The sequence below is a fragment of the Enterobacter quasimori genome (genome assembly GCF_018597345.1).
GTDB classification, from domain to species: domain Bacteria; phylum Pseudomonadota; class Gammaproteobacteria; order Enterobacterales; family Enterobacteriaceae; genus Enterobacter; species Enterobacter mori.
On sequence record NZ_JAHEVU010000001.1, the window covers coordinates 1139121 to 1159820 of the forward strand.

The 20700-nt window shown below is 53.6% G+C and carries 20 protein-coding genes and 5 pseudogenes; 14 read left to right on the forward strand and 11 right to left on the reverse strand.

All coding sequences use genetic code 11. The features are described from left to right. The first annotated feature begins 96 nt into the window (after positions 1 to 96). The gene (locus KK102_RS05500) at positions 97 to 366 is read left to right on the forward strand and encodes a GrxA family glutaredoxin (RefSeq protein ID WP_006809455.1); all 270 of its coding nucleotides are present in this window, start codon (positions 97 to 99) and stop codon (positions 364 to 366) included. A 35-nt stretch (positions 367 to 401) separates the two neighbouring features. Here KK102_RS05500 and KK102_RS05505 read toward each other — a convergent pair whose 3' ends face one another. Then, a complete protein-coding gene (locus KK102_RS05505; RefSeq protein ID WP_025912901.1) occupies positions 402 to 776 on the reverse strand; it encodes an inner membrane protein YbjM in 375 nt (124 codons plus the stop codon). Positions 777 to 1049: 273 nt separating this feature from the next. Here KK102_RS05505 and KK102_RS05510 point away from each other — a divergent pair, with 273 nt between their 5' ends. Continuing rightward, positions 1050 to 2735: an aspartate:alanine antiporter gene (locus tag KK102_RS05510; RefSeq protein ID WP_216357129.1), complete on the forward strand. Its 1686-nt coding sequence runs from the start codon at positions 1050 to 1052 to the stop codon at positions 2733 to 2735. A gap of 268 nt (positions 2736 to 3003) precedes the next feature. On the opposite strand, the gene KK102_RS05515 is transcribed toward KK102_RS05510, so the two are convergent. From KK102_RS05515 to KK102_RS05525, 3 genes and pseudogenes are all read right to left on the reverse strand, one after another. Further along, positions 3004 to 3219: an ogr/Delta-like zinc finger family protein gene (locus tag KK102_RS05515; RefSeq protein ID WP_012016760.1), complete on the reverse strand. Its 216-nt coding sequence runs from the start codon at positions 3217 to 3219 to the stop codon at positions 3004 to 3006. A gap of 67 nt (positions 3220 to 3286) precedes the next feature. Further along, positions 3287 to 3424: pseudogene (locus tag KK102_RS05520) on the reverse strand (phage late control D family protein); the annotation flags it as partial. After that, a pseudogene (locus KK102_RS05525) lies at positions 3420 to 3905 on the reverse strand (phage baseplate assembly protein V); the annotation flags it as partial. The pseudogenes KK102_RS05520 and KK102_RS05525, both read right to left, overlap by 5 nt. 92 nt (positions 3906 to 3997) lie before the next feature. Between KK102_RS05525 and KK102_RS05530 the strand changes: the two are divergent. Beyond that, positions 3998 to 4756 (forward strand): hypothetical protein, encoded by a 759-nt coding sequence (locus tag KK102_RS05530; protein WP_216357130.1) that lies wholly within the window; start codon positions 3998 to 4000, stop codon positions 4754 to 4756. Positions 4757 to 4780: 24 nt separating this feature from the next. Here the strand turns inward: KK102_RS05530 and KK102_RS22205 are convergent. Further along, a pseudogene (locus KK102_RS22205) lies at positions 4781 to 4912 on the reverse strand (phage virion morphogenesis protein); the annotation flags it as partial. On the opposite strand from KK102_RS22205, the pseudogene KK102_RS05535 reads away from it, so the two are divergent. Both KK102_RS05535 and KK102_RS05540 read left to right on the forward strand, forming a co-directional pair. Next, a pseudogene (locus tag KK102_RS05535) lies at positions 4910 to 5356 on the forward strand (phage terminase large subunit family protein); the annotation flags it as partial. The pseudogenes KK102_RS22205 and KK102_RS05535 sit on opposite strands and share 3 nt — an antisense overlap. Next, positions 5356 to 6373, forward strand: a pseudogene (locus KK102_RS05540) (phage portal protein). The pseudogenes KK102_RS05535 and KK102_RS05540, both read left to right, overlap by 1 nt. A 66-nt stretch (positions 6374 to 6439) precedes the next feature. Here KK102_RS05540 and KK102_RS05545 read toward each other — a convergent pair. Together KK102_RS05545 and KK102_RS05550 are read right to left on the reverse strand one after the other, a co-directional pair. Next, positions 6440 to 7141: a hypothetical protein gene (locus tag KK102_RS05545; RefSeq protein WP_216357131.1), complete on the reverse strand. Its 702-nt coding sequence runs from the start codon at positions 7139 to 7141 to the stop codon at positions 6440 to 6442. 1 nt (position 7142) lies between these two features. Further along, on the reverse strand, positions 7143 to 7958 hold the full coding sequence (locus KK102_RS05550; RefSeq protein WP_216357132.1) for a hypothetical protein: 816 nt from the start codon (positions 7956 to 7958) through the stop codon (positions 7143 to 7145). A 1000-nt stretch (positions 7959 to 8958) separates the two neighbouring features. Here KK102_RS05550 and KK102_RS05555 point away from each other — a divergent pair. The 3 genes from KK102_RS05555 to arsC are packed head-to-tail and all read left to right on the forward strand — an operon-like array spanning position 8959 to position 11053. Beyond that, positions 8959 to 9279 (forward strand): metalloregulator ArsR/SmtB family transcription factor, encoded by a 321-nt coding sequence (locus KK102_RS05555; RefSeq protein WP_216357133.1) that lies wholly within the window; start codon positions 8959 to 8961, stop codon positions 9277 to 9279. Between the two features lie 40 nt (positions 9280 to 9319). Further along, positions 9320 to 10609, forward strand: a complete 1290-nt coding sequence (locus KK102_RS05560) for an arsenic transporter (protein WP_216357134.1) — start codon at positions 9320 to 9322, stop codon at positions 10607 to 10609. A 12-nt stretch (positions 10610 to 10621) separates the two neighbouring features. Further along, positions 10622 to 11053, forward strand: coding sequence for a glutaredoxin-dependent arsenate reductase (gene arsC / locus KK102_RS05565; protein WP_216357135.1), 432 nt, complete (start codon positions 10622 to 10624; stop codon positions 11051 to 11053). A gap of 22 nt (positions 11054 to 11075) precedes the next feature. On the opposite strand, the gene KK102_RS05570 is transcribed toward arsC, so the two are convergent. After that, positions 11076 to 11627 (reverse strand): TetR/AcrR family transcriptional regulator, encoded by a 552-nt coding sequence (locus KK102_RS05570; RefSeq protein ID WP_216357136.1) that lies wholly within the window; start codon positions 11625 to 11627, stop codon positions 11076 to 11078. Between the two features lie 81 nt (positions 11628 to 11708). Between KK102_RS05570 and KK102_RS05575 the strand changes: the two genes are divergently transcribed. Both KK102_RS05575 and KK102_RS05580 read left to right on the forward strand, forming a co-directional pair. Next, positions 11709 to 12923: an MFS transporter gene (locus KK102_RS05575; protein ID WP_216357137.1), complete on the forward strand. Its 1215-nt coding sequence runs from the start codon at positions 11709 to 11711 to the stop codon at positions 12921 to 12923. Further along, positions 12913 to 13725, forward strand: a complete 813-nt coding sequence (locus tag KK102_RS05580; protein ID WP_216357138.1) for a Cof-type HAD-IIB family hydrolase — start codon at positions 12913 to 12915, stop codon at positions 13723 to 13725. Before KK102_RS05575 ends, KK102_RS05580 begins: the two co-directional genes overlap by 11 nt. 67 nt (positions 13726 to 13792) lie before the next feature. Here the strand turns inward: KK102_RS05580 and KK102_RS05585 are convergent, their stop codons facing one another. Next, a complete protein-coding gene (locus KK102_RS05585; RefSeq protein WP_216357139.1) occupies positions 13793 to 15025 on the reverse strand; it encodes an MFS transporter in 1233 nt (410 codons plus the stop codon). Positions 15026 to 15193: 168 nt separating this feature from the next. Between KK102_RS05585 and KK102_RS05590 the strand changes: the two genes are divergently transcribed. The 3 genes from KK102_RS05590 (at position 15194) to deoR (ending at position 17364) form a co-directional block, all read left to right on the forward strand. Then, on the forward strand, positions 15194 to 15922 hold the full coding sequence (locus tag KK102_RS05590) for a phosphatase PAP2 family protein (protein WP_216357140.1): 729 nt from the start codon (positions 15194 to 15196) through the stop codon (positions 15920 to 15922). A 7-nt stretch (positions 15923 to 15929) separates the two neighbouring features. Next, positions 15930 to 16538 carry an undecaprenyl-diphosphate phosphatase gene (gene ybjG, locus KK102_RS05595; RefSeq protein WP_126543525.1) on the forward strand — a complete coding sequence of 203 codons (609 nt, stop codon included), beginning with the start codon at positions 15930 to 15932 and terminating at the stop codon, positions 16536 to 16538. A 67-nt stretch (positions 16539 to 16605) separates the two neighbouring features. Further along, positions 16606 to 17364 (forward strand): DNA-binding transcriptional repressor DeoR, encoded by a 759-nt coding sequence (gene deoR, locus KK102_RS05600; RefSeq protein WP_216357141.1) that lies wholly within the window; start codon positions 16606 to 16608, stop codon positions 17362 to 17364. A 90-nt stretch (positions 17365 to 17454) separates the two neighbouring features. Here deoR and dacC read toward each other — a convergent pair whose 3' ends face one another. Beyond that, complete coding sequence (dacC, locus tag KK102_RS05605) at positions 17455 to 18660, reverse strand: serine-type D-Ala-D-Ala carboxypeptidase (RefSeq protein ID WP_126543523.1); 1206 nt, start codon at positions 18658 to 18660, stop codon at positions 17455 to 17457. A gap of 239 nt (positions 18661 to 18899) precedes the next feature. Here dacC and KK102_RS05610 point away from each other — a divergent pair, with 239 nt between their 5' ends. Further along, entirely contained in the window at positions 18900 to 19526 is a 627-nt protein-coding gene (locus tag KK102_RS05610; RefSeq protein WP_126543522.1) for a glutathione S-transferase family protein, read from the forward strand. Here KK102_RS05610 and KK102_RS05615 read toward each other — a convergent pair whose 3' ends face one another. Beyond that, positions 19527 to 20645 (reverse strand): PQQ-dependent sugar dehydrogenase, encoded by a 1119-nt coding sequence (locus KK102_RS05615; RefSeq protein ID WP_216357142.1) that lies wholly within the window; start codon positions 20643 to 20645, stop codon positions 19527 to 19529. Positions 20646 to 20700: the final 55 nt, after the last annotated feature.

Below are 20700 nucleotides of genomic sequence, written 5' to 3' on the forward strand. Positions count from 1 at the left end.
TATTATAACGACAGGCGAAACCTTCTTTAATGACGGCGGGTTATGGGGCACTATACGTGTCATTCGCCGTCAGGCTTGTTTTTTGAGGAGAGAGAAATGTTTGCAGTAATTTTTGGTCGTCCAGGGTGCCCTTACTGTGTTCGCGCGAAAGAGCTGGCTGAGAAACTGACCGAAGAGCGCGATGACTTCAACTTCCGCTACGTGGATATCCACGCGGAAGGCATCACCAAAGCGGATCTCGAAAAAACCGTCGGCAAGCCGGTTGAAACCGTACCGCAGATCTTCCTCGATCAGAAACACATTGGCGGCTGCACCGACTTTGAAGCTTACGCCAAAGAGCACCTGGGCCTGTTTGCTGCCCAGTAATGAAATGAAAGGACGCCCTCACCGAGAGGGCGTTTTTATTTGTGGTGCCGTCGGTTATGAAGCAGACTGCGCACAAATAAGTAGCAGAGCGCGCCAAGGGCGCACCAGAAAACAGCGCTCATCAACCACGCCAGCTCCTGCCAGAAACTCCGCGTAGAGATATACAGCAAGCGCATCATCAGCAAACAGAGCGGCGCGGCCAGCATGGCGCCCAGCAGTGGCTTCACCACCTCCCCTTTACGGGACAGAAAACTGGCAGCCGCCCCCGGCAGGGTAAAAAAGAGCAACCCGAGCTCCGGATGACCCGACGCCCTGAATGCCCCTTTCACGTTAAAAGCAAGCGACATGCATACGACCGTGAACAGCAAAAAGCAGCTGATCACCCCCGCCCAGTTTCGTTTCATATTCAACCTATCCTCCTGACTTATCTCTATCAAATACACTTTCGTCGGGTAGACGCCCAGTCAGATAAAGCAGTGCGGCAATCCTTGCCAAAGTACGCACAGGGTGATGCGATAATCAGTAGCTGTCAGTAGCTAATGCGATTAAACTACACGCCAGCTAATGTTTTAGGGAATAAAGCAGGAAACAGAGAGCGTTAACGCTTTTCCCTGACCCAAAAAACAGTAGCCCAAAAAGTCCTTTCATTCAACAACTTACTGGTAAACAAGAAGTTAGCCTCCGTGAATATAAACGTCGCAGACTTGTTAAATGGGAATTACATCCTGTTATTATTTGTGGTACTGGCGTTGGGCCTTTGCCTGGGTAAATTGCGCCTGGGTTCGGTTCAACTGGGTAATTCCATTGGCGTTTTAGTCGTCTCTTTATTATTAGGTCAGCAGCATTTCAGTATTAACACGGATGCGCTCAATTTAGGGTTCATGCTGTTTATTTTTTGTGTTGGCGTGGAAGCGGGGCCGAACTTTTTTTCAATTTTCTTCCGCGACGGCAAAAATTACCTGATGCTGGCGCTGGTGATGGTCGGCAGCGCGCTGCTGATTGCGTTAGGACTGGGCAAACTGTTTGGCTGGGATATCGGGTTAACGGCCGGTATGCTGGCAGGCTCCATGACATCCACCCCAGTGCTAGTGGGTGCGGGTGATACCCTGCGTCATTCCGGCATGCAGGGCGCACAGCTTTCCACCGCGCTCGACCACCTGAGTCTGGGCTATGCATTGACTTACCTTATTGGTCTGGTGAGCCTGATCGTGGGCGCGCGCTACCTGCCAAAATTGCAGCACCAGGATCTGCAGACCTGCGCACAGACAATTGCTCGCGAGCGCGGTCTGGACACGGACACCAAGCGTAAAGTCTATCTGCCTGTGATCCGCGCCTATCGCGTCGGGCCGGAGCTGGTGGCCTGGACCGACGGCAAAAACCTGCGCGAGCTGGGGATTTACCGCCAGACGGGCTGTTACATCGAACGTATTCGACGCAACGGCATTCTGGCAAACCCGGACGGCGACGCGGTGCTGCAGATGGGCGACGACATCGCGCTGGTGGGTTACCCGGACGCCCACGCGCGCCTCGATCCGAGCTTCCGTAACGGCAAAGAGGTGTTCGACCGCGACCTGCTCGACATGCGTATCGTCACCGAAGAGATCGTGGTGAAAAACCATAACGCCGTGGGCCGCCGTCTGGCGCAGCTGAAGCTGACTGACCACGGCTGCTTCCTCAACCGCGTGATCCGCAGCCAGATTGAGATGCCTATCGACGACAACGTGGTGCTCAACAAAGGTGACGTTCTGCAGGTGAGCGGAGACGCGCGACGCGTGAAAACCGTTGCTGACCGCATCGGCTTTATCTCCATTCACAGCCAGGTCACCGACCTGCTGGCCTTCTGCGCGTTCTTTATCGTCGGCCTGATGATTGGGATGATCACCTTCCAGTTCAGCAACTTTAGCTTCGGCATCGGTAACGCCGCCGGGCTGCTGTTCGCCGGGATCATGCTGGGCTTCCTGCGAGCCAACCACCCAACCTTCGGCTACATTCCGCAGGGCGCGCTGAACATGGTGAAAGAGTTCGGTCTGATGGTGTTTATGGCGGGCGTCGGCTTGAGCGCCGGTAGCGGCATCGGCCACAGCCTGGGGGCCGTCGGCTGGCAAATGTTGGTTTCCGGACTTATCGTCAGCCTGGTGCCGGTGGTGATCTGCTTCCTGTTCGGCGCCTATGTGTTGCGCATGAACCGCGCCCTGCTCTTCGGGGCGATGATGGGCGCGCGTACCTGTGCGCCTGCCATGGAAATCATCAGCGATACCGCGCGCAGCAACATCCCGGCGCTGGGGTATGCGGGCACCTATGCTATCGCTAACGTGCTGCTCACGCTGGCGGGTACGCTGATTATCATCATCTGGCCAGGACTCGGATAACTCCTAAGAATGCGCGTGGCGGAAAATATTTTTGTTACGCGCAGAACTTTTTTATCAGGGGGCAGTCATAACTAGTGCCACTGCTTTTCTTTGATGTCCCCAATTTGTGGAGCCCATCAACCCCGCCGTTTTGGTTCAAGGTTGATGGGTTTTTTGTTGCCTGAAATTAACTACCCATTAAATCAATTACTTATAACCATCCTTTCCCATGCATGGCGACAAAGTGGCGACAGCAATCAATAAAAAACCCGCCAGCAGCGGGTCAATATCAGTAAGCTAATTGTTCCTGCATGCCTTTCGGATGTGGTGGCGCGGCGCTGATTTTTTGCGGACGGCACACGGACCGCACAAACGTCTCATGCGTCACGAACGTATGACCGCACTCAATATTGGTGCACTGGTTGTATCGTTCTTTGGTCTCACTGGAAACCTGAAAGCTACTGCGTGTATGCGCTGCCTGACCGCACATCGGACAATTCATCATTTCGTTCAGCCCTCACTCTTAACCAGTTCGCAATAATGATGCATCATTGTTCTCAATTTGGAACTAATCATTCAACGTCGAACTCATCTATTTTCACTTCGAGATCCAGACTGGTCGTAAACCCGTTATCCGGGCTGACGGTATGCGTCAATGTGGTGATGGTCCACTCAACATCATCAATGGGCTGCTTAAAGCCACTCACCCTGGGTGACAGCGCCGTTGATCACCACTTCGCTGTTGATGCGCGTGGTGTTGGCCTCCACAACAAAATCAGAGGTTTGGAGGATGATATTATCTGCCGCCTCGATCACCATGGATTTGATGCCTCGGACGTGCCAGCGCCCGGTGGCGGGTTCATACTCAAACCAGCCGCCGTCTGGGTACTGCGTCACGCAACCGTCCACGGAATCCGATGGCGGCGCAAACTGGCTGGAGTAGATCGCAGGCAGCGCAAACGCCGTTTCGAGATTACCGCCCATGCTCAGGACCACCACCTGCTCATCCGGCGACGGGCACCACCATGTGCGGGCACCACCGGCGCGCAGCGTCAGCCAGTTAATCCAGTTGGTTTCGAGTTCGCCCACCTTTACCCGGCATAGCCAGTTATCCCGGTCCACCTCGGTCACAATGCCGGTACGGATCAGGTTGGTAATAAGGCGCATGATTTCTGTAAGTTGTGCGTTCATGGAATCAGGCTACTGACCATGAAAATCTTCAGCTACTGGATAGTGATGTATAACTCATGGCACAATAGAGGTCTTAACTATAGGGACTGAAAATGAAAGAAATTCTAGAAATTTTAGCAAAGAAATTAATCGGTAAAATATTTCCGGAGTTTAGTAATAAAGTTACATGGTCATTAATAACTGTGGGTTTAGGCATATTGGCATTACCAGCACCAACTTACATTTTATTCCTGAATTTGATTATTGATTTTTTTAACAAAACAACTGATTCTACCGTAAACCTCGTTGACATTGAAAATATAACACCAAGCAACACTATTGCTCTGACACTAATCATTTCCGGATTACTCTATCATGTAGTTATAAAGGCTCTGCAACTTTACCCTGAAGTGATAATTGAAAATAATAAAAAAGAAGTGCAGGAAAGAAAAAGAATTGCTGACATAGAGTTATATAAAAGTTTTATGTCATTACTCCCACCAACATCATTAACCATTGAGCTCCTGAAAAATCATGATTTCGGTGCTACATTCCACGAAAATAGCATCAAAGATTTTGATAAATTACGTTATTGTTGGGGTAATGCTGATCAGCACTTTCATAACCAAGAAATTGAAACAAAAGCCGCCAATCTCCGTAATCAAATGTTAGCTTTTGATGAATTTTTAGCATGCAACTCCAACTATATCAGCAACACTCCATATTTAACCATGTTAAGGCACGGAGATTCTGATATGCAGTGGGCAGATGAAACTGAAGCTAAGGTTCAAAAAGCTAACCAAGAAAGCGAAACAGTTTTCCGCAATTACAATGACTTTGTAATTACATGCAAAAATCTACTAGCCGTATAGTGCTAACAATTACGCCCGTTAACTTTAATTGATTAGCCAGTGTAAGAAGGTATCCCTAATTACGATTTCCATCTTATCATTCGTACCCAATAGTCGCCTCTCAGCATAACGTACATCCGGCCCCCGACGGCTTACACGATCACGTAAGCCGTAATTCTGGAGCGTCACCAGTGGCGCGGAATGGACTTCCGCGCCCAGGCGGACGCTATCAAGAAACTGACGCAGCAGTACAACGTGACCTATATCGGCATCCACTCCACCGGCGTCGGCCACGGCGTGTATGAGAACGTGAAAGCGTTCTTTCCTGCCGTCCGTGAGTTTGTTTACAACCCCAACGTCAAGAACGCCCTGGTGCTCAAGGCGTACGACATTATCAGCCACCGCCGTCTGGAGTTTGACGCCGGGCATACCGATATCGCGCAGTCCTTCATGGCAATCCGCCGCGCCACCACCGCCAGCGGCAACCGCCCGACCTACGAAGCCAGCCGCAGTGAAGAAGCCAGCCATGCCGATCTGGCCTGGGCGACGATGCACGCATTGTTTAACGAACCGCTGCAGGGCGAATCCGCCAATACCAGCAATATTGTGGAGATTTTTTGATGGGCAAGAACGAGAAAAACCGTGCTGCGGTTCAGCGCACCAGTGGCGCATCAGCAGAAGCATTCAGCTTCGGCGATCCGATCCCGGTGCTGGACCGCCGCGAACTGCTGGACTACGTGGAATGCGTGCAAATGGATAAATGGTATGAGCCGCCCGTGAGCTTTGACAGGCTGGCCCGCACTTACCGCGCCGCCGTGCATCACAGCTCACCGATTGCCGTTAAGCGCAACATCCTGACCAGCACGTTTATCCCGCACCCGCTACTGAGCCAGCAGGCATTCAGCCGCTTCGTGCAGGATTATCTGGTATTCGGTAACGCCTATCTGGAACAGCGCACGAACCGGCTCGGCGGCATTCTGTCACTGGAGCCATCGCTGGCGAAATACACCCGTCGCGGGATCGACCTCGACACCTACTGGTTTGTGCAATACGGCATGACCACGCAGCCTTACGAGTTCACCAAAGGCAGCATCTTCCACCTAATGGAACCGGACCTGAACCAGGAGATTTACGGACTGCCGGAATACCTGTCTGCCATCCCCTCCGCTCTGCTGAATGAGTCCGCCACGCTGTTCCGCCGGAAGTATTACATCAACGGCAGCCATGCGGGTTTCATCATGTACATGACTGACGCCGCGCAGAACCAGGAGGACGTGAACAACATCCGACAGGCCATGAAAAGCGCTAAAGGACCGGGCAACTTCCGCAACCTGTTTATGTACTCGCCCAACGGCAAAAAGGACGGGATTCAGATCATCCCGTTGTCAGAAGTCGCGGCAAAGGATGAGTTTCTGAACATCAAGAATGTGAGCCGGGATGACATGATGGCAGCGCACCGCGTTCCGCCGCAGATGATGGGGATTATGCCGAGTAATGTTGGGGTTTGGGGACGTGGAGAAGGCGGCAAATGTTTTTGTGCGGAATGAGTTAATTCCTCTGCAAAAAAGACTTGAAGAACTTAATATATGGTTGGGTGATACAGTAATTACTTTTAGGCATTACTCTTTAGAACAATAGAACCTCTTTAAAAAGATAAGAGATAACATCTCTTATCTTTGCCACAACAACCATTCAAAAATGATTTTAAACTTCAAAATGGGATTTATATTCAATCAATTCATCCTTTGCAAGAACTCCACTAGAATCTATGTAGTTAATAATACTCCAATCATAAACGCACAACGTCAAAACCATTAATCTTACCAATGGAAAATCAGTCAAATTAATCAACACTTCGTAATATTCTTTTTTTTCTTGCCCCGATAACTTTTCATCGATCAACTTAAGCAAAAGATAAAAGCGTCTCGCTGAAGAGTGAATTGATTCTGAAACGTCACATTCGCTAATATCATTAGCGATGTCACTTCGAGAAAAACCTTCATTTTTCTTTGAAAAAATAAGTTCCTCAAGATAATTTACAGCCTCACCGCCCTTAACTTCACTCCCGTCCTCTTTACTTAATCTAAATTTATCGAAGGCAGTGCGTTGAGCATCGATAAGGTTGTAAAACCTAGCTTCGAAATTCTTCAAATAATCAAGATGTTCTTGACGTTTATTTTCTACAATGAGACTTAAATTAGCCTCTCTTTGCAGATTAACAGACCTTATCAAGAGCACTATGGATAAAAAGGTTAGTATTGGGTTTACAACCCCTCCCAAGTAGTCACCAAATTGCGCCCAAACCTCAGTGCTTTTAGACAATCCTTTGCCAGTGTTGAAGTTATAGACATACGCAAGTATGACGACAACTATAAAAAACAGGCTAAAATAAATAATCTTTTTCATTCTAAGATATCTCATGAATAAAATACTTAACAACTTCGCCGCTTCCTAACTTCAAGTCATGTACTGTTAAGGTGATAAAATCCCATTTATCTTTGGCTAACCCATTATTTCGATGAAGATTTTCAGTAATTTTCTTCTTAAAGTCTAAAGGAACATATCTCAATCCTTTTGCTAAACCAAAAGCTGTCGTTTGATCATCGCCTTGAACTATTAACCGGCCATTACCTGTCATTGAGTTAAATCGGGTAAAGATAACAGTAATTTGATATTCACGCTTTCCCTCTTCAGTTTCAGTAATATGCTGTGCTGTTTTAGGGGTTAGCATAGCGATTCGAGTTTTATCTCCCCTAGGTTTGTGGTTCAATTCTACATTGAAACTGCTCATAGTGGTTATTTTGTGCATATCGACTAGAGCACGCCGAAGAACTTCAAGAAGTTTATCCTCAACATTTTCTAACTCAGCAACAACTCCTAATGCACTTGCACTTAACTTATTAGGTTCAAGGAATAATGATTCTGAGATGAAGTATGACATCACCTCACAAAAAACATCATTCCCCATCTTTTTTAACTTTCTTTTAAGTACTGGATCATTAATTTCGATACAAAAATTTTGCCCGTAAGAGCTTTTAAAGCTTTGTTTCAGCTGAGTTCTAATATCATTTACACTTGTTCTTCTTTCAGAAACTTCTTGTTTGAGAATTGCTTCAGCAAGTGTTGATACAACTCTTGACGTCCCAGCTAAAGTCTTCAATCCGTAGTCCATATCGACCTGATGATCATCGCTGTTAATTACAATATCAAAATTAATATTCACAGTACGTTACCTTTTATTCTATTGTTATCCTTCTCAGATTATAACCACTATCAATGTTTAAAGTTCAAATACTTAAATCAAAATAGTGAGCTAGCGCGCGCTCGTATCCCCGCCATGCCTGCCCGATTTGTGTAGTGGTTTCCATGCAGGTGCATGACAGGCCAGAAAGCGCGCCAGTTCTGGCGGCCCCGACCCATTGCGATCCTTTTTGGATCATGCGAATCCATGCACCATAGACATGCACTGCGTTCTCAAACCGCAGGATGCCATATGAGAGGGAGTTTCCCATCGTGCGGAATCACTAATGCGTATTCTCATCCTGCCCTACTCCATAATCATTCATCCTGGTAACCAGATCGCTTGTCAGCTCCGACAGCCACGAAATCGCAACCTCCTTATCGTCATCGCTACAATCTGAACTGGCAACCAGCCGGGCCATAAGTTCTATCCGCTGCAGTGCAAGTGACTCCATGAACAAATCGTTCACAACTCCCTCCCAATATTACTGTTTATATATACAGTACATCATATGATTTTAAAGCTGAAATAGTTTTTTACTCAGCTAACTCTTTGATTAATAGATATGCCATTTCTCTGAGCTGTCAGTACCATTGACGCCATTTGTCATCCTCCTGTAGACGCTTGTTCCGGTAGAACAGGCGCAGCCCGGCTCCAGATGGCAGGCTGCCGCCACGCAGAAGCAGATCCACTTCCGTTTCACTGGCGTCAAAGCCTCTGGACAGCAACTCCGCATCGAGCTGTAGCTACATTGCCAAATGGCGACAAAGTGGCGGCAGCGGTTGGCAGTGCCCTGTAATCACCGCTCCTAATAACCAATATAACTTTTTGATTATATAGAAATTATTATTTTCACTAACCCATTTACATAAATGGTTTTTTTGTTGCCTGAAATTCCCTTACCTCTCATCTCCGCTTCTATCCTGCAATAAAAACATATATGATTAAACGCATATAAAAAATCACACCTGCAGGAACTCCCATGCTCCACCCACTCCACCTCTTCAAAACCCTCTCCGACGAAACGCGGCTCGCCATCGTCATGCTGCTCCGTGAAGCGGGCGAGCTGTGCGTCTGCGATCTCTGCGCCGCGACCGCCGAGCCGCAGCCGAAGGTCTCCCGCCATATGGCGCTGCTGCGCGAGTCCGGGCTGGTTATCGATCGTCGCGAGGGGAAATGGGTCCACTACCGTCTCTCTCCCAACATGCCCGCATGGGCGGCAGCCGTTATCGACACCAGCTGGAACTGCCTGCGGGAAGAGACGCGCCTGAAGCTAAAAAACCGACTCCCTAGCGCGTGCTGATTACAACACATTCACAAAAACAGATATAATGGAGTAAAAGATGTTTCTGGCAGGGGCAATTTTTCTGTTTACGCTGGTACTGGTCATCTGGCAGCCCAAAGGGCTGAGTATCGGCTGGAGCGCGACCATCGGTGCCGCGCTGGCGCTGGCCAGCGGCGTGATCCACGTTAACGATATACCGGTCGTCTGGAATATCGTCTGGAACGCCACGGCAACGTTTATCGCCGTCATCATCATCAGCCTGCTGCTGGATGAGTCCGGCTTTTTCGAGTGGGCGGCGCTCCATGTTGCCCGCTGGGGAAACGGTCGCGGGCGATTGCTGTTTACGTATATCGTGCTGCTGGGTGCAGCCGTGGCGGCGCTGTTTGCCAATGACGGTGCAGCGCTGATCCTGACCCCTATCGTTATCGCCATGCTGCTGGCGCTGGGGTTCAGCAAGCAGGCGACGCTGGCGTTTGTGATGGCAGCAGGTTTTATCGCCGATACCGCCAGCCTGCCGCTGATTGTGTCCAACCTGGTCAACATCGTGTCGGCTGACTTCTTTAAGCTGGGGTTCAGCGAATACGCCTCAGTGATGATCCCGGTGGATATCGCCGCGATTGCCGCAACGCTGGTGATGCTGCACCTCTTCTTCCGCAAGGACATTCCCCCGGAATATGACCTGGCAAAACTCCGCGAGCCCGCACGCGCCATTCACGACCTCCCGACGTTCAGAACGGGCTGGATCGTCCTGCTGCTGCTTCTCGTCGGTTTCTTCGTGCTTGAGCCTCTCGGTATTCCGGTCAGCGCCATTGCAACCGTCGGCGCGCTGATTTTATTCGCCGTCGCAAAACGCGGACATGCGATAAACACCGGAAAAGTGCTGCGCGGCGCACCGTGGCAGATCGTCATCTTCTCGCTGGGGATGTATCTGGTGGTGTATGGCCTGCGCAATGCCGGGCTGACGGACTCTATCACAGGCGTACTGAATAGCCTGGCCGGGCACGGATTGTGGGCCACCACGCTGGGTACCGGGTTCATCACCGCGTTCCTGTCATCCATAATGAACAATATGCCCACGGTGCTGATTGGCGCGCTCTCCATTGAGGGCAGTACGGCAACCGGGTTGATTAAGGACGCGATGATTTACGCCAACGTGATTGGCTGCGATCTGGGCCCGAAAATCACGCCTATCGGCAGCCTCGCCACCCTGCTCTGGCTCCACGTGCTGGCGCAGAAAAACATGACGATTACCTGGGGCTACTATTTCCGGACGGGCATCATCATGACGCTGCCGGTCCTGTTTGTGACGCTCGCCGCGCTGGCGCTACGTCTCTCCTTCACACTGTAATGAGCCACTGATATGAGCCACATCACTATCTATCACAACCCCGCCTGCGGCACCTCGCGCAACACGCTGGAGATGATCCGCAACAGCGGCACGGAGCCAGAGATTATCCTCTATCTGGAAACCCCGCCGTCGCGCGATACGCTGACCACCCTGATTGCCGAGATGGGCATTTCGGTGCGGGATCTGCTGCGTAAAAACGTGGATCCCTATGAACAGCTCGGCCTTGCCGAAGAGAGTTTCACCGACGACCAGCTTATCGATTTTATGCTGCAACACCCGATCCTGATTAACCGTCCGATCGTGGTCACACCGCTGGGCACCCGCCTGTGCCGCCCGTCTGAAGTTGTCCTCGACATTCTGCCGGATGCGCAGAGAGGGGCATTTACGAAAGAGGATGGCGAAGCGGTGGTGGACGCCAGCGGGAAAAAAATCGACTACAAGTAGGTGTCACTGGGGCGAGCGGTGCCTAGCAGCCGCCCTCGCCCGCAATCCTGCCCACCATCTCGCGGATCTCGTCCCGGCTCAACGGCTTGCGGTCGGTGACAAAATGCAGCGTCATTCCTTCAATAAACGCGTCCAGCGCGCGGGTGGTGACCGGGTCGAACCACTGCTCCAGCGTGTCCTGGCTCATCTTCATCCAGTCCTGCATCACCGTTTTAAGCGCCGCGCTGCGGTGCATAAAGGCGTAGAACTGATACATCAGCGCCATGTTGTGCGGCGTGGTCACCTGCGAGCTGTGGATCAGCGTAGTGATGGATTCGCACGCCATTTCCGGCCCGGTGACGCCCGCGAAGAAATCCCGGTACTGCTGTGACATCTGCCGGGTAAACCACGTGAAGGCCTCTTCAAGCAGCGATTCCATACCGTCAAAATAGTAGGTCATCGACCCCAGCGGTACGCCCGCGCAGGAGGCGATTTTACGGTGCGTGACGGCATGAATACCGTGCTCAGCGATGGTGTCCAGCGTCGCCTGGAGTATTTTTTCCCGGCGGTGCGGATCGTTGGGTGGTCTGCTCATAAATTCCTCATCCGGTTTGTGTACAAATGTACACAAACTTGCTAGTGTTGTCGCTATTGTTGTACTTCTGGTGCTACCCCAATGACGTTGACCTCTCCCCGTAAGGCCCTGCAATTACGCATGTGGGCGCTGTTTATGTTCTTCTTTATTCCCGGGCTGCTGATGGCCTCCTGGGCCACGCGCACCCCGGCGATCCGCGATATTTTGTCCGTCTCTACCGCCGAGATGGGCATCGTGCTGTTCGGCCTGTCGATAGGCTCCATGAGCGGCATTCTCTGCTCCGCGTGGCTGGTTAAACGCTTTGGCACGCGGGCGGTGATCCGCACCACCATGTGCTGCGCGGTGTTCGGGATGATGGTGCTGAGCGTGGCGCTGTGGTTTGCCTCGCCGGTCCTGTTTGCTCTGGGGCTGACGGTCTTTGGCGGCAGCTTCGGCGCGGCGGAAGTGGCGATTAACGTTGAAGGGGCGTCGGTCGAGCGTGAGATGAACAAAACCGTGCTGCCGATGATGCATGGCTTTTACAGCCTCGGCACGCTGGCCGGTGCGGGCGTGGGGATGGCGCTGACGGCATTTGGCATGGCGGCCAATCTGCATATTTTACTGGCGGCGCTGGTGTGCATTATTCCGATCCTGACGGGCATCCGGGCGATCCCGGACGGCAACGGTAAGAATTCGTCTGACGAACAGTACTCAGCAGAAAAAGGGCTGCCCTTCTACCGCGACTTCCAGCTGATGCTGATCGGCGTGGTGGTGCTGGCAATGGCGTTCGCGGAAGGTTCCGCCAACGACTGGCTGCCGCTGCTGATGGTGGACGGTCACGGCTTCAGCCCGACCTCCGGCTCGCTGATTTACGCCGGGTTTACGCTGGGGATGACCGTCGGGCGCTTCACCGGCGGCTGGTTTATCGACCGCTACAGCCGCGTGGCGGTGGTGCGCGCCAGCGCCCTGCTCGGCGGCCTGGGTATTGCGATGATCGTCTTTGTGGACGTGGACTGGATTGCCGGCGTTTCCGTGATCCTGTGGGGACTGGGAGCATCACTTGGCTTCCCGCTGACCATTTCCGCCGCCAGCGACACCGGCCCGGATGCGCCAACGCGCGTCAGCGTAGTGGCGACCACCGGTTACCTCGCCTTCCTGGTGGGACCGCCGCTGCTCGGTTTCCTCGGGGAGCATTACGGCCTGCGCAGCGCCATGCTGGTGGTATTAGGGTTAGTCATTATCGCGGCGCTGGTGGCGCGTGCGGTGGCAAAGCCGGAAGCAGAACAAACGACACTGGAGAAGGGATATGAGCGTTAAACTGATTGCAGTCGACATGGATGGCACCTTCCTGAGCGATGCGAAGACGTACAACCGCGCGCGTTTTCTGGCGCAGTACGCGCGCATGAAGGCGCAAGGCATTCGCTTCGTGGTCGCCAGCGGCAACCAATACTACCAGCTGATCTCCTTTTTCCCGGAGATCGCCCATGAGATTGCGTTTGTTGCCGAAAACGGCGGCTGGGTCGTGAGCGAAGGTGAAGATGTCTTTAACGGCGAACTGTCGAAAGCCCATTTCGAGACCGTCGCGAACGTGTTAAATGACGTTCCGGGCATTGAAATAATTGCCTGCGGCAAAGGCAGCGCCTACACCCTCAAAGCCTATGACGATGCCTTCATCGATATGGCCTCAAAATATTATCACCGCCTCGAAAGGGTCAGTGATTTCGATAACCTGAACGATATTTTCTTCAAGTTTGGGCTCAACGTTTCCGATGATGAAATTCCGCGTATTCAGGCGCTGCTGCATGAAAGGCTGGGCGATATTATGGTGCCCGTCACCACCGGTCACGGCAGTATCGATCTGATTATCCCCGGCGTGCACAAAGCTAACGGCTTGCGCATTTTGCAGTCGCGATGGGGCATTGAGAACAGCGAAGTGGTGGCCTTTGGCGACAGCGGCAATGACGTAGAAATGCTGCGCCAGTCAGGGTTTAGCTTTGCGATGGCCAATGCCAAACCGCATATTAAGGCGGTCGCCCGATTTGAAGCGCAGCATAATAACGATGAAGGCGTTTTAAACGTGATTGAGAAGGTGTTGAACGGGGAGGCACCGTTTAATTAACCGCGTGCGGTCTGGTGCCCTCACCCCTCACCCTGGCCCTCTCCCCAAAGGGGAGAGGGCATAAAGATCACGGTTGCAGGGCGCTACCGATGCGCTTGTCTTTCAGGAACACGACCATTAATCCCACCCACAGCACGCCGTTGGCAAGGTTGAACAGGCTGAACAGCCCGTTGCCGCCAAACGCGTAAGCGTGCTTGCTCACCTCAATTCCGACGGTAAAAATCAGCATCTGCAGCATGCCCATCGCGGCGGACACCGTGCCTTTACTCATTTCGCTGGCAAACAGCGTCAGGCGCACCAGTCCCGCATTCGCCACGCCAATACCAAAGGCATAGACGCTCAGTCCCGCGGTCATCCACAGGTAGGCATGGGACGAGGCCACCGTAGCGACCGCGGCCATGACCAGCCCTGCCGCAATCGGCCAGCCGCCCATAATAATCAGCGAGCGAACGGTGCGGCGCGACGTCAGACGTGCCAGCACCAGGTTGCCGATAATCAGCGCGCCAAAGATTGGCACCTGCAGCAGACCGTACTCGTAGCTGCTGAGCTTTTCACCGCTGATGATAATGACGGGCGACTGTGCAATCCACGCCAGCAACGGCAGGCTGACAAAGCCCGTCGCCAGCGCACCCGCGACAAAGCGGCCATTTTTCAACACCTCTTTGTAGTCCCGTCCCAGCTCTTTCAGGGAGAGCTTTTCACCCAGACGCGTAGCCGTTTCCGGCATCGCGCGGTGCAGACCAAAGAAGGAGATGGCAGCAAGGGCGGCGAAGAGTATGAACATCCCCTCCCACGGCGCAACGTGCACCCAGGCTGCGCCCACCAGCGGCCCGAGCAAGGGAGCGATCAGCGCCACGTTCGCCATCAGCGCGGTGATTTTGATACACACCGCCTCTTCAAACGACTCCTGAATAGCGGCATACCCCACGGCACCGATGAAGCACAGGCTCACCCCCTGCAGGAAACGCAGCAGGGTGAATTGTTCAATGTTTTGCGCCAGCAGCGTGGCAAGACAGGTGACGATAAACCACACCACGCCGGTCAGCATCACCGGACGACGGCCAATACGGTCCGACAGCGGCCCTAGCAGCCACTGTAAAAACATGCCGCCCGCCAGATAGGCGGTCATGGAGGTCGGCACCCACTCGATACCCGCGTTGTACTGCTCTACCACGGCCAGCATACCGGGCTGGATCATATCGTTGCCGATATAGGTAGAGAATTCGTAGAGCACCAGACACAGAGGGAAAAGTAACGCCTGACGTCCCAGACGATTACCGGAAGAAGAACGGTTTAACATGCAATCTCTTTATGATGAAAAAATCGCGATGAGTGTAATGAATTGCCGCAGCCTGAGATAGCAAATAATCGATAATAAACAGAAATAAAGCACTTATCGTCGTTGTTTAAGGTTTCCTTAAGTTGACAGATTTATGATAGCCCTATTTCACGTCACTGACCCCCAATTATGCCATACACCTTCAGCGCTTCAGAATTGTCTAAGTTACCGGCAAATAAGACAAAACAACTTTACCGTTTACCCGCACGCTTTTATGGTTATCAGCTTTTCGTGCTGATTGTCCTCGCCGTCCTGTTTACCTGGCTTTCACGCGACGAAACGCTCGACAGGTGGATCACCGGTTTCTGGTATGACGCAGCGACGCGCCATTTTCCGTTGCAGCAAAACCCGATGCTGGACCTGCTCAACCATCGGCTGGCGAAGTACGTCTCTATCGCCCTCGCTGCGGCTGCGCTGATTTACGGTGCCTTTAAGCGCAATACCCGGCTGGTCACCGCCGCGCTTCTGATGGGGCTGGGTGCACTGGTTGTCGGCGTGCTGAAAAGCATTAGCCACCATAGCTGTCCGTGGGATCTGGTGGAGTATGGCGGGAAGGCGGTTTCTTACCCCCTGTTTAGCGCGGTACCAGCAGACAGCGGACCGGGCCGTTGCTTCCCGGGCGGCCACTCGTCAAGCGGCTTTATGGTGATGGGGCTGTTTTTTGCCTTCTGGCGCGAACGTCCACGTCTGGCCTGGAGTTTCGTCGTGCTGGGTGCGGTATTGGGTCTGGCCATGGGCTACGGTCAGGTCATGCGCGGGGCGCATTTTTTCTCTCACAACCTGTGGGCTGGGTGGTGGGTCTGGTTTTCCCAGGTGGTGGTCTATGGCCTTGTTTCCGCCTGGTTTGCGAAAGAGTGACGACATTATGTTAGAGAATCTGAACTACGGACTGTTTTATTTCATCAACGCCACGCCAGCCTCGCCGGAATGGATGATTGATTTTGCCACCTTTGTTGCCAGAGATCTGATCTCGATTGTTCCCGTATTGGCCGTTGTTCTCTGGCTGTGGGGTCCCCGCAAAGAGGTCACTGCACAGCGCCAGCTGGTGATCAAAGTGGCGATGGCCATCGGCGTCAGCGTAGTGACCAGCTATCTGCTGGGACATGCCTTCCCCCACGACCGTCCGTTCGTCGATCGCGTTGGCTATAATTTCCTGCACCACGCGCCTGACGACTCCTTCCCAAGCGATCATGGCACCGTGATTTTCACCTTCGCTCTGGCGTTCCTGTTCTGGCATCGCCTGTGGTCTGGCGCAGTGCTGATGGGTATCGCGCTGGCCATCGCCTGGTCCCGCGTTTATCTTGGCGTTCACTGGCCGCTGGATATGGTGGGTGGGTTCCTGGTGGGGCTGATCGGCTGCGTGAGCGCGGCGATCCTGTGGAGCCTCTTTGGCCCGGCGCTTTACCGCGGGCTGTCTCAGCTGTATCGCGTGCTGTTTGCCCTCCCGATCCGCAAAGGCTGGATACGTGACTAATCCCGTTCCGACAGGTTACACTTGAACCCCCGCCCTGCGGGGGTTCACTTTTTCATCCTGAGGATCTATGGAAACACGACGCGATGACCGCATTGCTCAGCTGCTCCAGGCGCTGAAGCGCAGTGATAAACTGCACCTCAAGGAAGCCGCCACGCTGCTCGGCGTCTCTGAGATGACCATTCGTCGGGATCTTAACAGCGACAGCGCCCCCGTTGTGCTGCTGGGCGGATACATCGTCCTCGAGCCGCGTAGCGCCAGCCACTATCTGATCAGCGTTCAAAAAACGCGTCTGGTGGAAGAGAAGCGCAAGGCGGCACGGCTCGCGGCCTCCCTGGTGCAGCCGCATCAAACCCTGTTTTTTGACTGCGGGACCACTACGCCGTGGATCATCGAAGCCATTGACAGCAGCCTCCCGTTTACCGCCGTCTGTTACTCATTGAACACCTTTCTGGCGCTGCAGGAGAAACCCGAATGCCGGGTGATCCTCTGCGGCGGTGAGTTCCACGCCAGTAATGCCATCTTTAAGCCGCTGAACCTGCAGGACACGTTGAGTAACTTATGCCCGGATATCGCGTTTTATTCTGCGGCGGGCGTGAACGTGCGTCAGGGCGCGACCTGCTTTAACCTGGAAGAGTTACCCGTGAAGCACTGGGCGTTAAATGCCGCGCAGTATCATGTGCTGGTGGTGGACCACAGCAAGTTTGGCAAGGTGCGTCCGGCAAGAATGGGCGAGCTGGCGCAGTTTGACACCATCGTAAGCGACTGCCGCCCGGATGACGAGATTGTGGCCCACGCGAAGGCGCAGCAGGTGAAGTTGATGTATTGAGGTTATGCCGGGTGGCGGCTTTGCCTTACCCGGCCTACGTTCGAGCCGTTGTAGGCCGGGTAAGGCAAAGCCGCCACCCGGCAAAAAAACTTAGCTAAACCAGCTGCCAAACCACCCGTGGAATTTCATCAGTACGAAATCCCACATCCGGCTGAAGAATCCGCCCTCTTCCACCGCTTCCATCACAATCAGCGGACGTTGTTCAATCGACTTGCCGTTAAGCTGGAAATCAATCGTCCCGACGACCTGGCCTTTTTTCAGCGGAGCCGTAAGCTGCGGGTCGGTCAGGGTGAAGCTGGCTTTCAGGTTTTTCAGCTGACCGCGCGGAATGGTCACTGAACCGGCCTCACCCGCGCCCAGATTCACCTCGCTCTTATCGCCAAACCAGACGCGCTGGCTGACGAACGTGGCATCCGGCTTGATCGGCGTCACGGTTTCAAAGAAGCGGAAGCCCCAGGTCAGCAGTTTTTCTGATTCGTTAAAGCGAATGCGGTCGGTTTTGGTGCCCAGCACCACCGAAATCAGACGCATATCGCCCTGCGTCGCGGAGGCCACCAGGTTGTAGCCTGCACCTGCCGTGGTGCCGGTTTTCATCCCGTCTACATTGACGTTGCTGCTCCACAGCAGGCGGTTGCGGTTCGGCTGGCGAATTTTGTTGAAGGTAAACTCTTTCTCTTTATGGATGGCGTATTCATCCGGTACGTCGTGGATCAGCGCTTTGCCCAGCAGCGCCATGTCGCGCGCGGTGCTGAACTGGCCCGGCGCATCCAGACCGTGAACCGTTTTAAAGGTCGTATTGGTCAGGCCCAGCTTTTGCGCGTAGCCATTCATCAGGCCGATAAATGAATCCTGACTGCCGGCAACGTAATCGGCCAGCGCGATACACGCATCATTTCCCGACTGAATAATCACCCCTTTATTCAGATCGGAAACGGAAACCTGATCGCCAGGCTTCAGGAACATCACGGAAGAACCCCGCAGCGCCGGGTTACCGGTCGCCCACGCGTCCTTCCCGATGGTCACCATATCGTCCAGCTTGATCTTGCCCGCTTTCAGCGCCTGGCCCACCACATAGCTGGTCATGATTTTGGTCAGGCTTGCCGGATCGAGTTTTTCGTCTGCGTTCCCTTCCGCCAGCACTTTACCGCTGGCGTAGTCCATCAGGATCCAGGCGCGCGCATCCACCGGTGGCGCTTCGGGCGCAGCCTGTTCAGCTGCGTAGAGCGTTGGGGCAAAAAGGAAGAGGAGCGCGGAGCCTGCCGCCAGGCTGCGCAGAGAAGTCATTTTTCGCGTCATAAATGCCACCCGAGTGTCCATTCAAAAATTACGTCACATCACCGTGTCGCAAGAAGCGATGAGTAATAGCGCACTAAAACCGTTAAAGAAACCCAACGAGGGTAAAGTTATTAAAGTTTATGCAATAACATTCATTTACGCTTTGATTCAGGCGATTTTTTTGTCTTCTGTTGCGTAATTGTTAGGTTTATCTCACCATGGCGAAGCTGACCCGGATTCACATCTCATCAGGAGTAAATATGATTACGCTTTGGGGCAGGAACAACTCGACCAACGTTAAGAAAGTGCTCTGGACGCTCGAGGAGCTGGATTTACCGTTCAATCAAATCATGGCCGGCATGTCGTTCGGCGTTAACAAAGAGGCCGACTATCTGGCCATGAACCCGAACGGCCTGGTGCCGCTGCTGCGCGATGATGAAACAGACGCGACGCTGTGGGAATCCAACACCATTGTTCGCTACCTTGCCGCGCAGTACGGTCAGGGGCGTCTGTGGGTAGAGAGCCCGGCCCGGCGTGCTCAGGGTGAAAAGTGGATGGACTGGGCGAACCAGACGCTATCCCCGACCCACCGCGTGATCCTGATGGGGCTCATCCGCACGCCGGAAGCCGAACGTGACTATCCCGCCATTCATGCAGCCCAGGACACCTGTGAAACCCTGTTTGCGATGATGGACGACGAGCTGGCGAAGCACAAATGGTTCTCCGGCGAGGCGTTCGGCGTCGGCGATATTGCGGTTGCGCCGTTCGTCTGGAACCTGACCAACATGGGCCTGAAGTGGACGCCGCGCCCTCACCTTGAGCGCTGGCTTCAGCAGCTCAGCGAGCGCCCGGCATACCGTAACGCGGTGATGATCCCGGTTACCTGATTACGCTTCGGACGGGCTGACTTTCAATAGCTGCCCGTCCGTCTCGTCGGTCAGGACATACAGATACCCATCCGGCCCCACCCGAACATCGCGAATACGCTGGTCCCGGTCGCCCAGAATGCGCCCATCCTCCGTCACCTTGCTTCCATCCACGCTCAGCACGATCGCGTCCTTCTCCTTCAGCGCGCCGATAAACAGCTTGTTTTTCCACTGCGGGAAGACGTCGCTATTGTAAAACGCCATGCCGCTCACCGCAGGGGAGACCTTCCAGACAAACAGCGGTTTTTCCGTTCCCTCCGCGTGCTCGCCTTTGGCTTCCGGTATTTTCAGGCCGCTGTAGTTAATGCCGTGCGTCGCCAGCGGCCAGCCGTAGTTCTTCCCTTTTTCCGGGATGTTGATCTCATCCCCGCCGCGCGGCCCGTGCTCGTTCAGCCACAGCGTGTCGCTCCAGGGGTTTATCGCCATCCCCTGCGGGTTACGAATGCCGTAGGACCAGATTTCAGGCCGCGCGCCGGAGGTGTTCACAAACGGGTTATCCGGCGGCACCTTCCCGTCTTCCGTCAGGCGCACCACTTTGCCCTGAAGCTTGTCCAAATCCTGTGCCGTTGGACGCTGGTTATTCTCGCCAAGGGCAATAAACAGATAGCCTTTACCGTCGAACGCCAGCCGACCGCCAAAATGGTTCCCGGTGGAGAGTTTCGGCATCTGGCGGAACACCACCTGGAAGGCTTCAATGCGCGACAGATCCTCGCTCAGGCGACCGTAGCCCACCGCCGTGCCCGCTTTCCCGTCATTGCCCACTTCGGCATAGCTCAGCCAGATGCGTCGCGATTGTTCAAAATCAGGTGCCAGCACCACGTCCAGCAAACCGCCCTGGCCGTTTGCCCACACCTTGGGCACGCCGACAATCGGGTCAGACAACCCTTTCCCGGCCTGCCAGTGTTTCAGCTGGCCGCCTCTGAGCGTGATGAGCAGGCCTTTATTGTCCGGCAAAAAGGCCAGTGACCAGGGGTGATCGAGTCGGTTTTGCAACACCTCGACCTTTACCGCGTCAGGGGCAGCGAGGAGAGAAAAAGGGAAAAATAACGCAGGCAGTAAAATCAGCGAGGATCGATGCATAACGCGCTCCTTTATCGGCATATGGCATAAAGATTAGCCACAACGTTCGGGCGCG

Coding starts and splice junctions, on each gene's coding strand:
- KK102_RS05500 (WP_006809455.1), top strand. CDS start 97: ATGTTTGCAGTAATTTTTGGTCGTCCAGGGTGCCCTTACTGTGTTCGC.
- KK102_RS05515 (WP_012016760.1), bottom strand. CDS start 3,219: ATGATGAATTGTCCGATGTGCGGTCAGGCAGCGCATACACGCAGTAGC.
- KK102_RS05530 (WP_216357130.1), top strand. CDS start 3,998: ATGAAAGAAATTCTAGAAATTTTAGCAAAGAAATTAATCGGTAAAATA.
- KK102_RS05545 (WP_216357131.1), bottom strand. CDS start 7,141: ATGAAAAAGATTATTTATTTTAGCCTGTTTTTTATAGTTGTCGTCATA.
- KK102_RS05555 (WP_216357133.1), top strand. CDS start 8,959: ATGCTCCACCCACTCCACCTCTTCAAAACCCTCTCCGACGAAACGCGG.
- KK102_RS05560 (WP_216357134.1), top strand. CDS start 9,320: ATGTTTCTGGCAGGGGCAATTTTTCTGTTTACGCTGGTACTGGTCATC.
- arsC (WP_216357135.1), top strand. CDS start 10,622: ATGAGCCACATCACTATCTATCACAACCCCGCCTGCGGCACCTCGCGC.
- KK102_RS05570 (WP_216357136.1), bottom strand. CDS start 11,627: ATGAGCAGACCACCCAACGATCCGCACCGCCGGGAAAAAATACTCCAG.
- KK102_RS05575 (WP_216357137.1), top strand. CDS start 11,709: ATGACGTTGACCTCTCCCCGTAAGGCCCTGCAATTACGCATGTGGGCG.
- KK102_RS05580 (WP_216357138.1), top strand. CDS start 12,913: ATGAGCGTTAAACTGATTGCAGTCGACATGGATGGCACCTTCCTGAGC.
- KK102_RS05585 (WP_216357139.1), bottom strand. CDS start 15,025: ATGTTAAACCGTTCTTCTTCCGGTAATCGTCTGGGACGTCAGGCGTTA.
- KK102_RS05590 (WP_216357140.1), top strand. CDS start 15,194: ATGCCATACACCTTCAGCGCTTCAGAATTGTCTAAGTTACCGGCAAAT.
- ybjG (WP_126543525.1), top strand. CDS start 15,930: ATGTTAGAGAATCTGAACTACGGACTGTTTTATTTCATCAACGCCACG.
- deoR (WP_216357141.1), top strand. CDS start 16,606: ATGGAAACACGACGCGATGACCGCATTGCTCAGCTGCTCCAGGCGCTG.
- dacC (WP_126543523.1), bottom strand. CDS start 18,660: ATGACGCGAAAAATGACTTCTCTGCGCAGCCTGGCGGCAGGCTCCGCG.
- KK102_RS05610 (WP_126543522.1), top strand. CDS start 18,900: ATGATTACGCTTTGGGGCAGGAACAACTCGACCAACGTTAAGAAAGTG.
- KK102_RS05615 (WP_216357142.1), bottom strand. CDS start 20,645: ATGCATCGATCCTCGCTGATTTTACTGCCTGCGTTATTTTTCCCTTTT.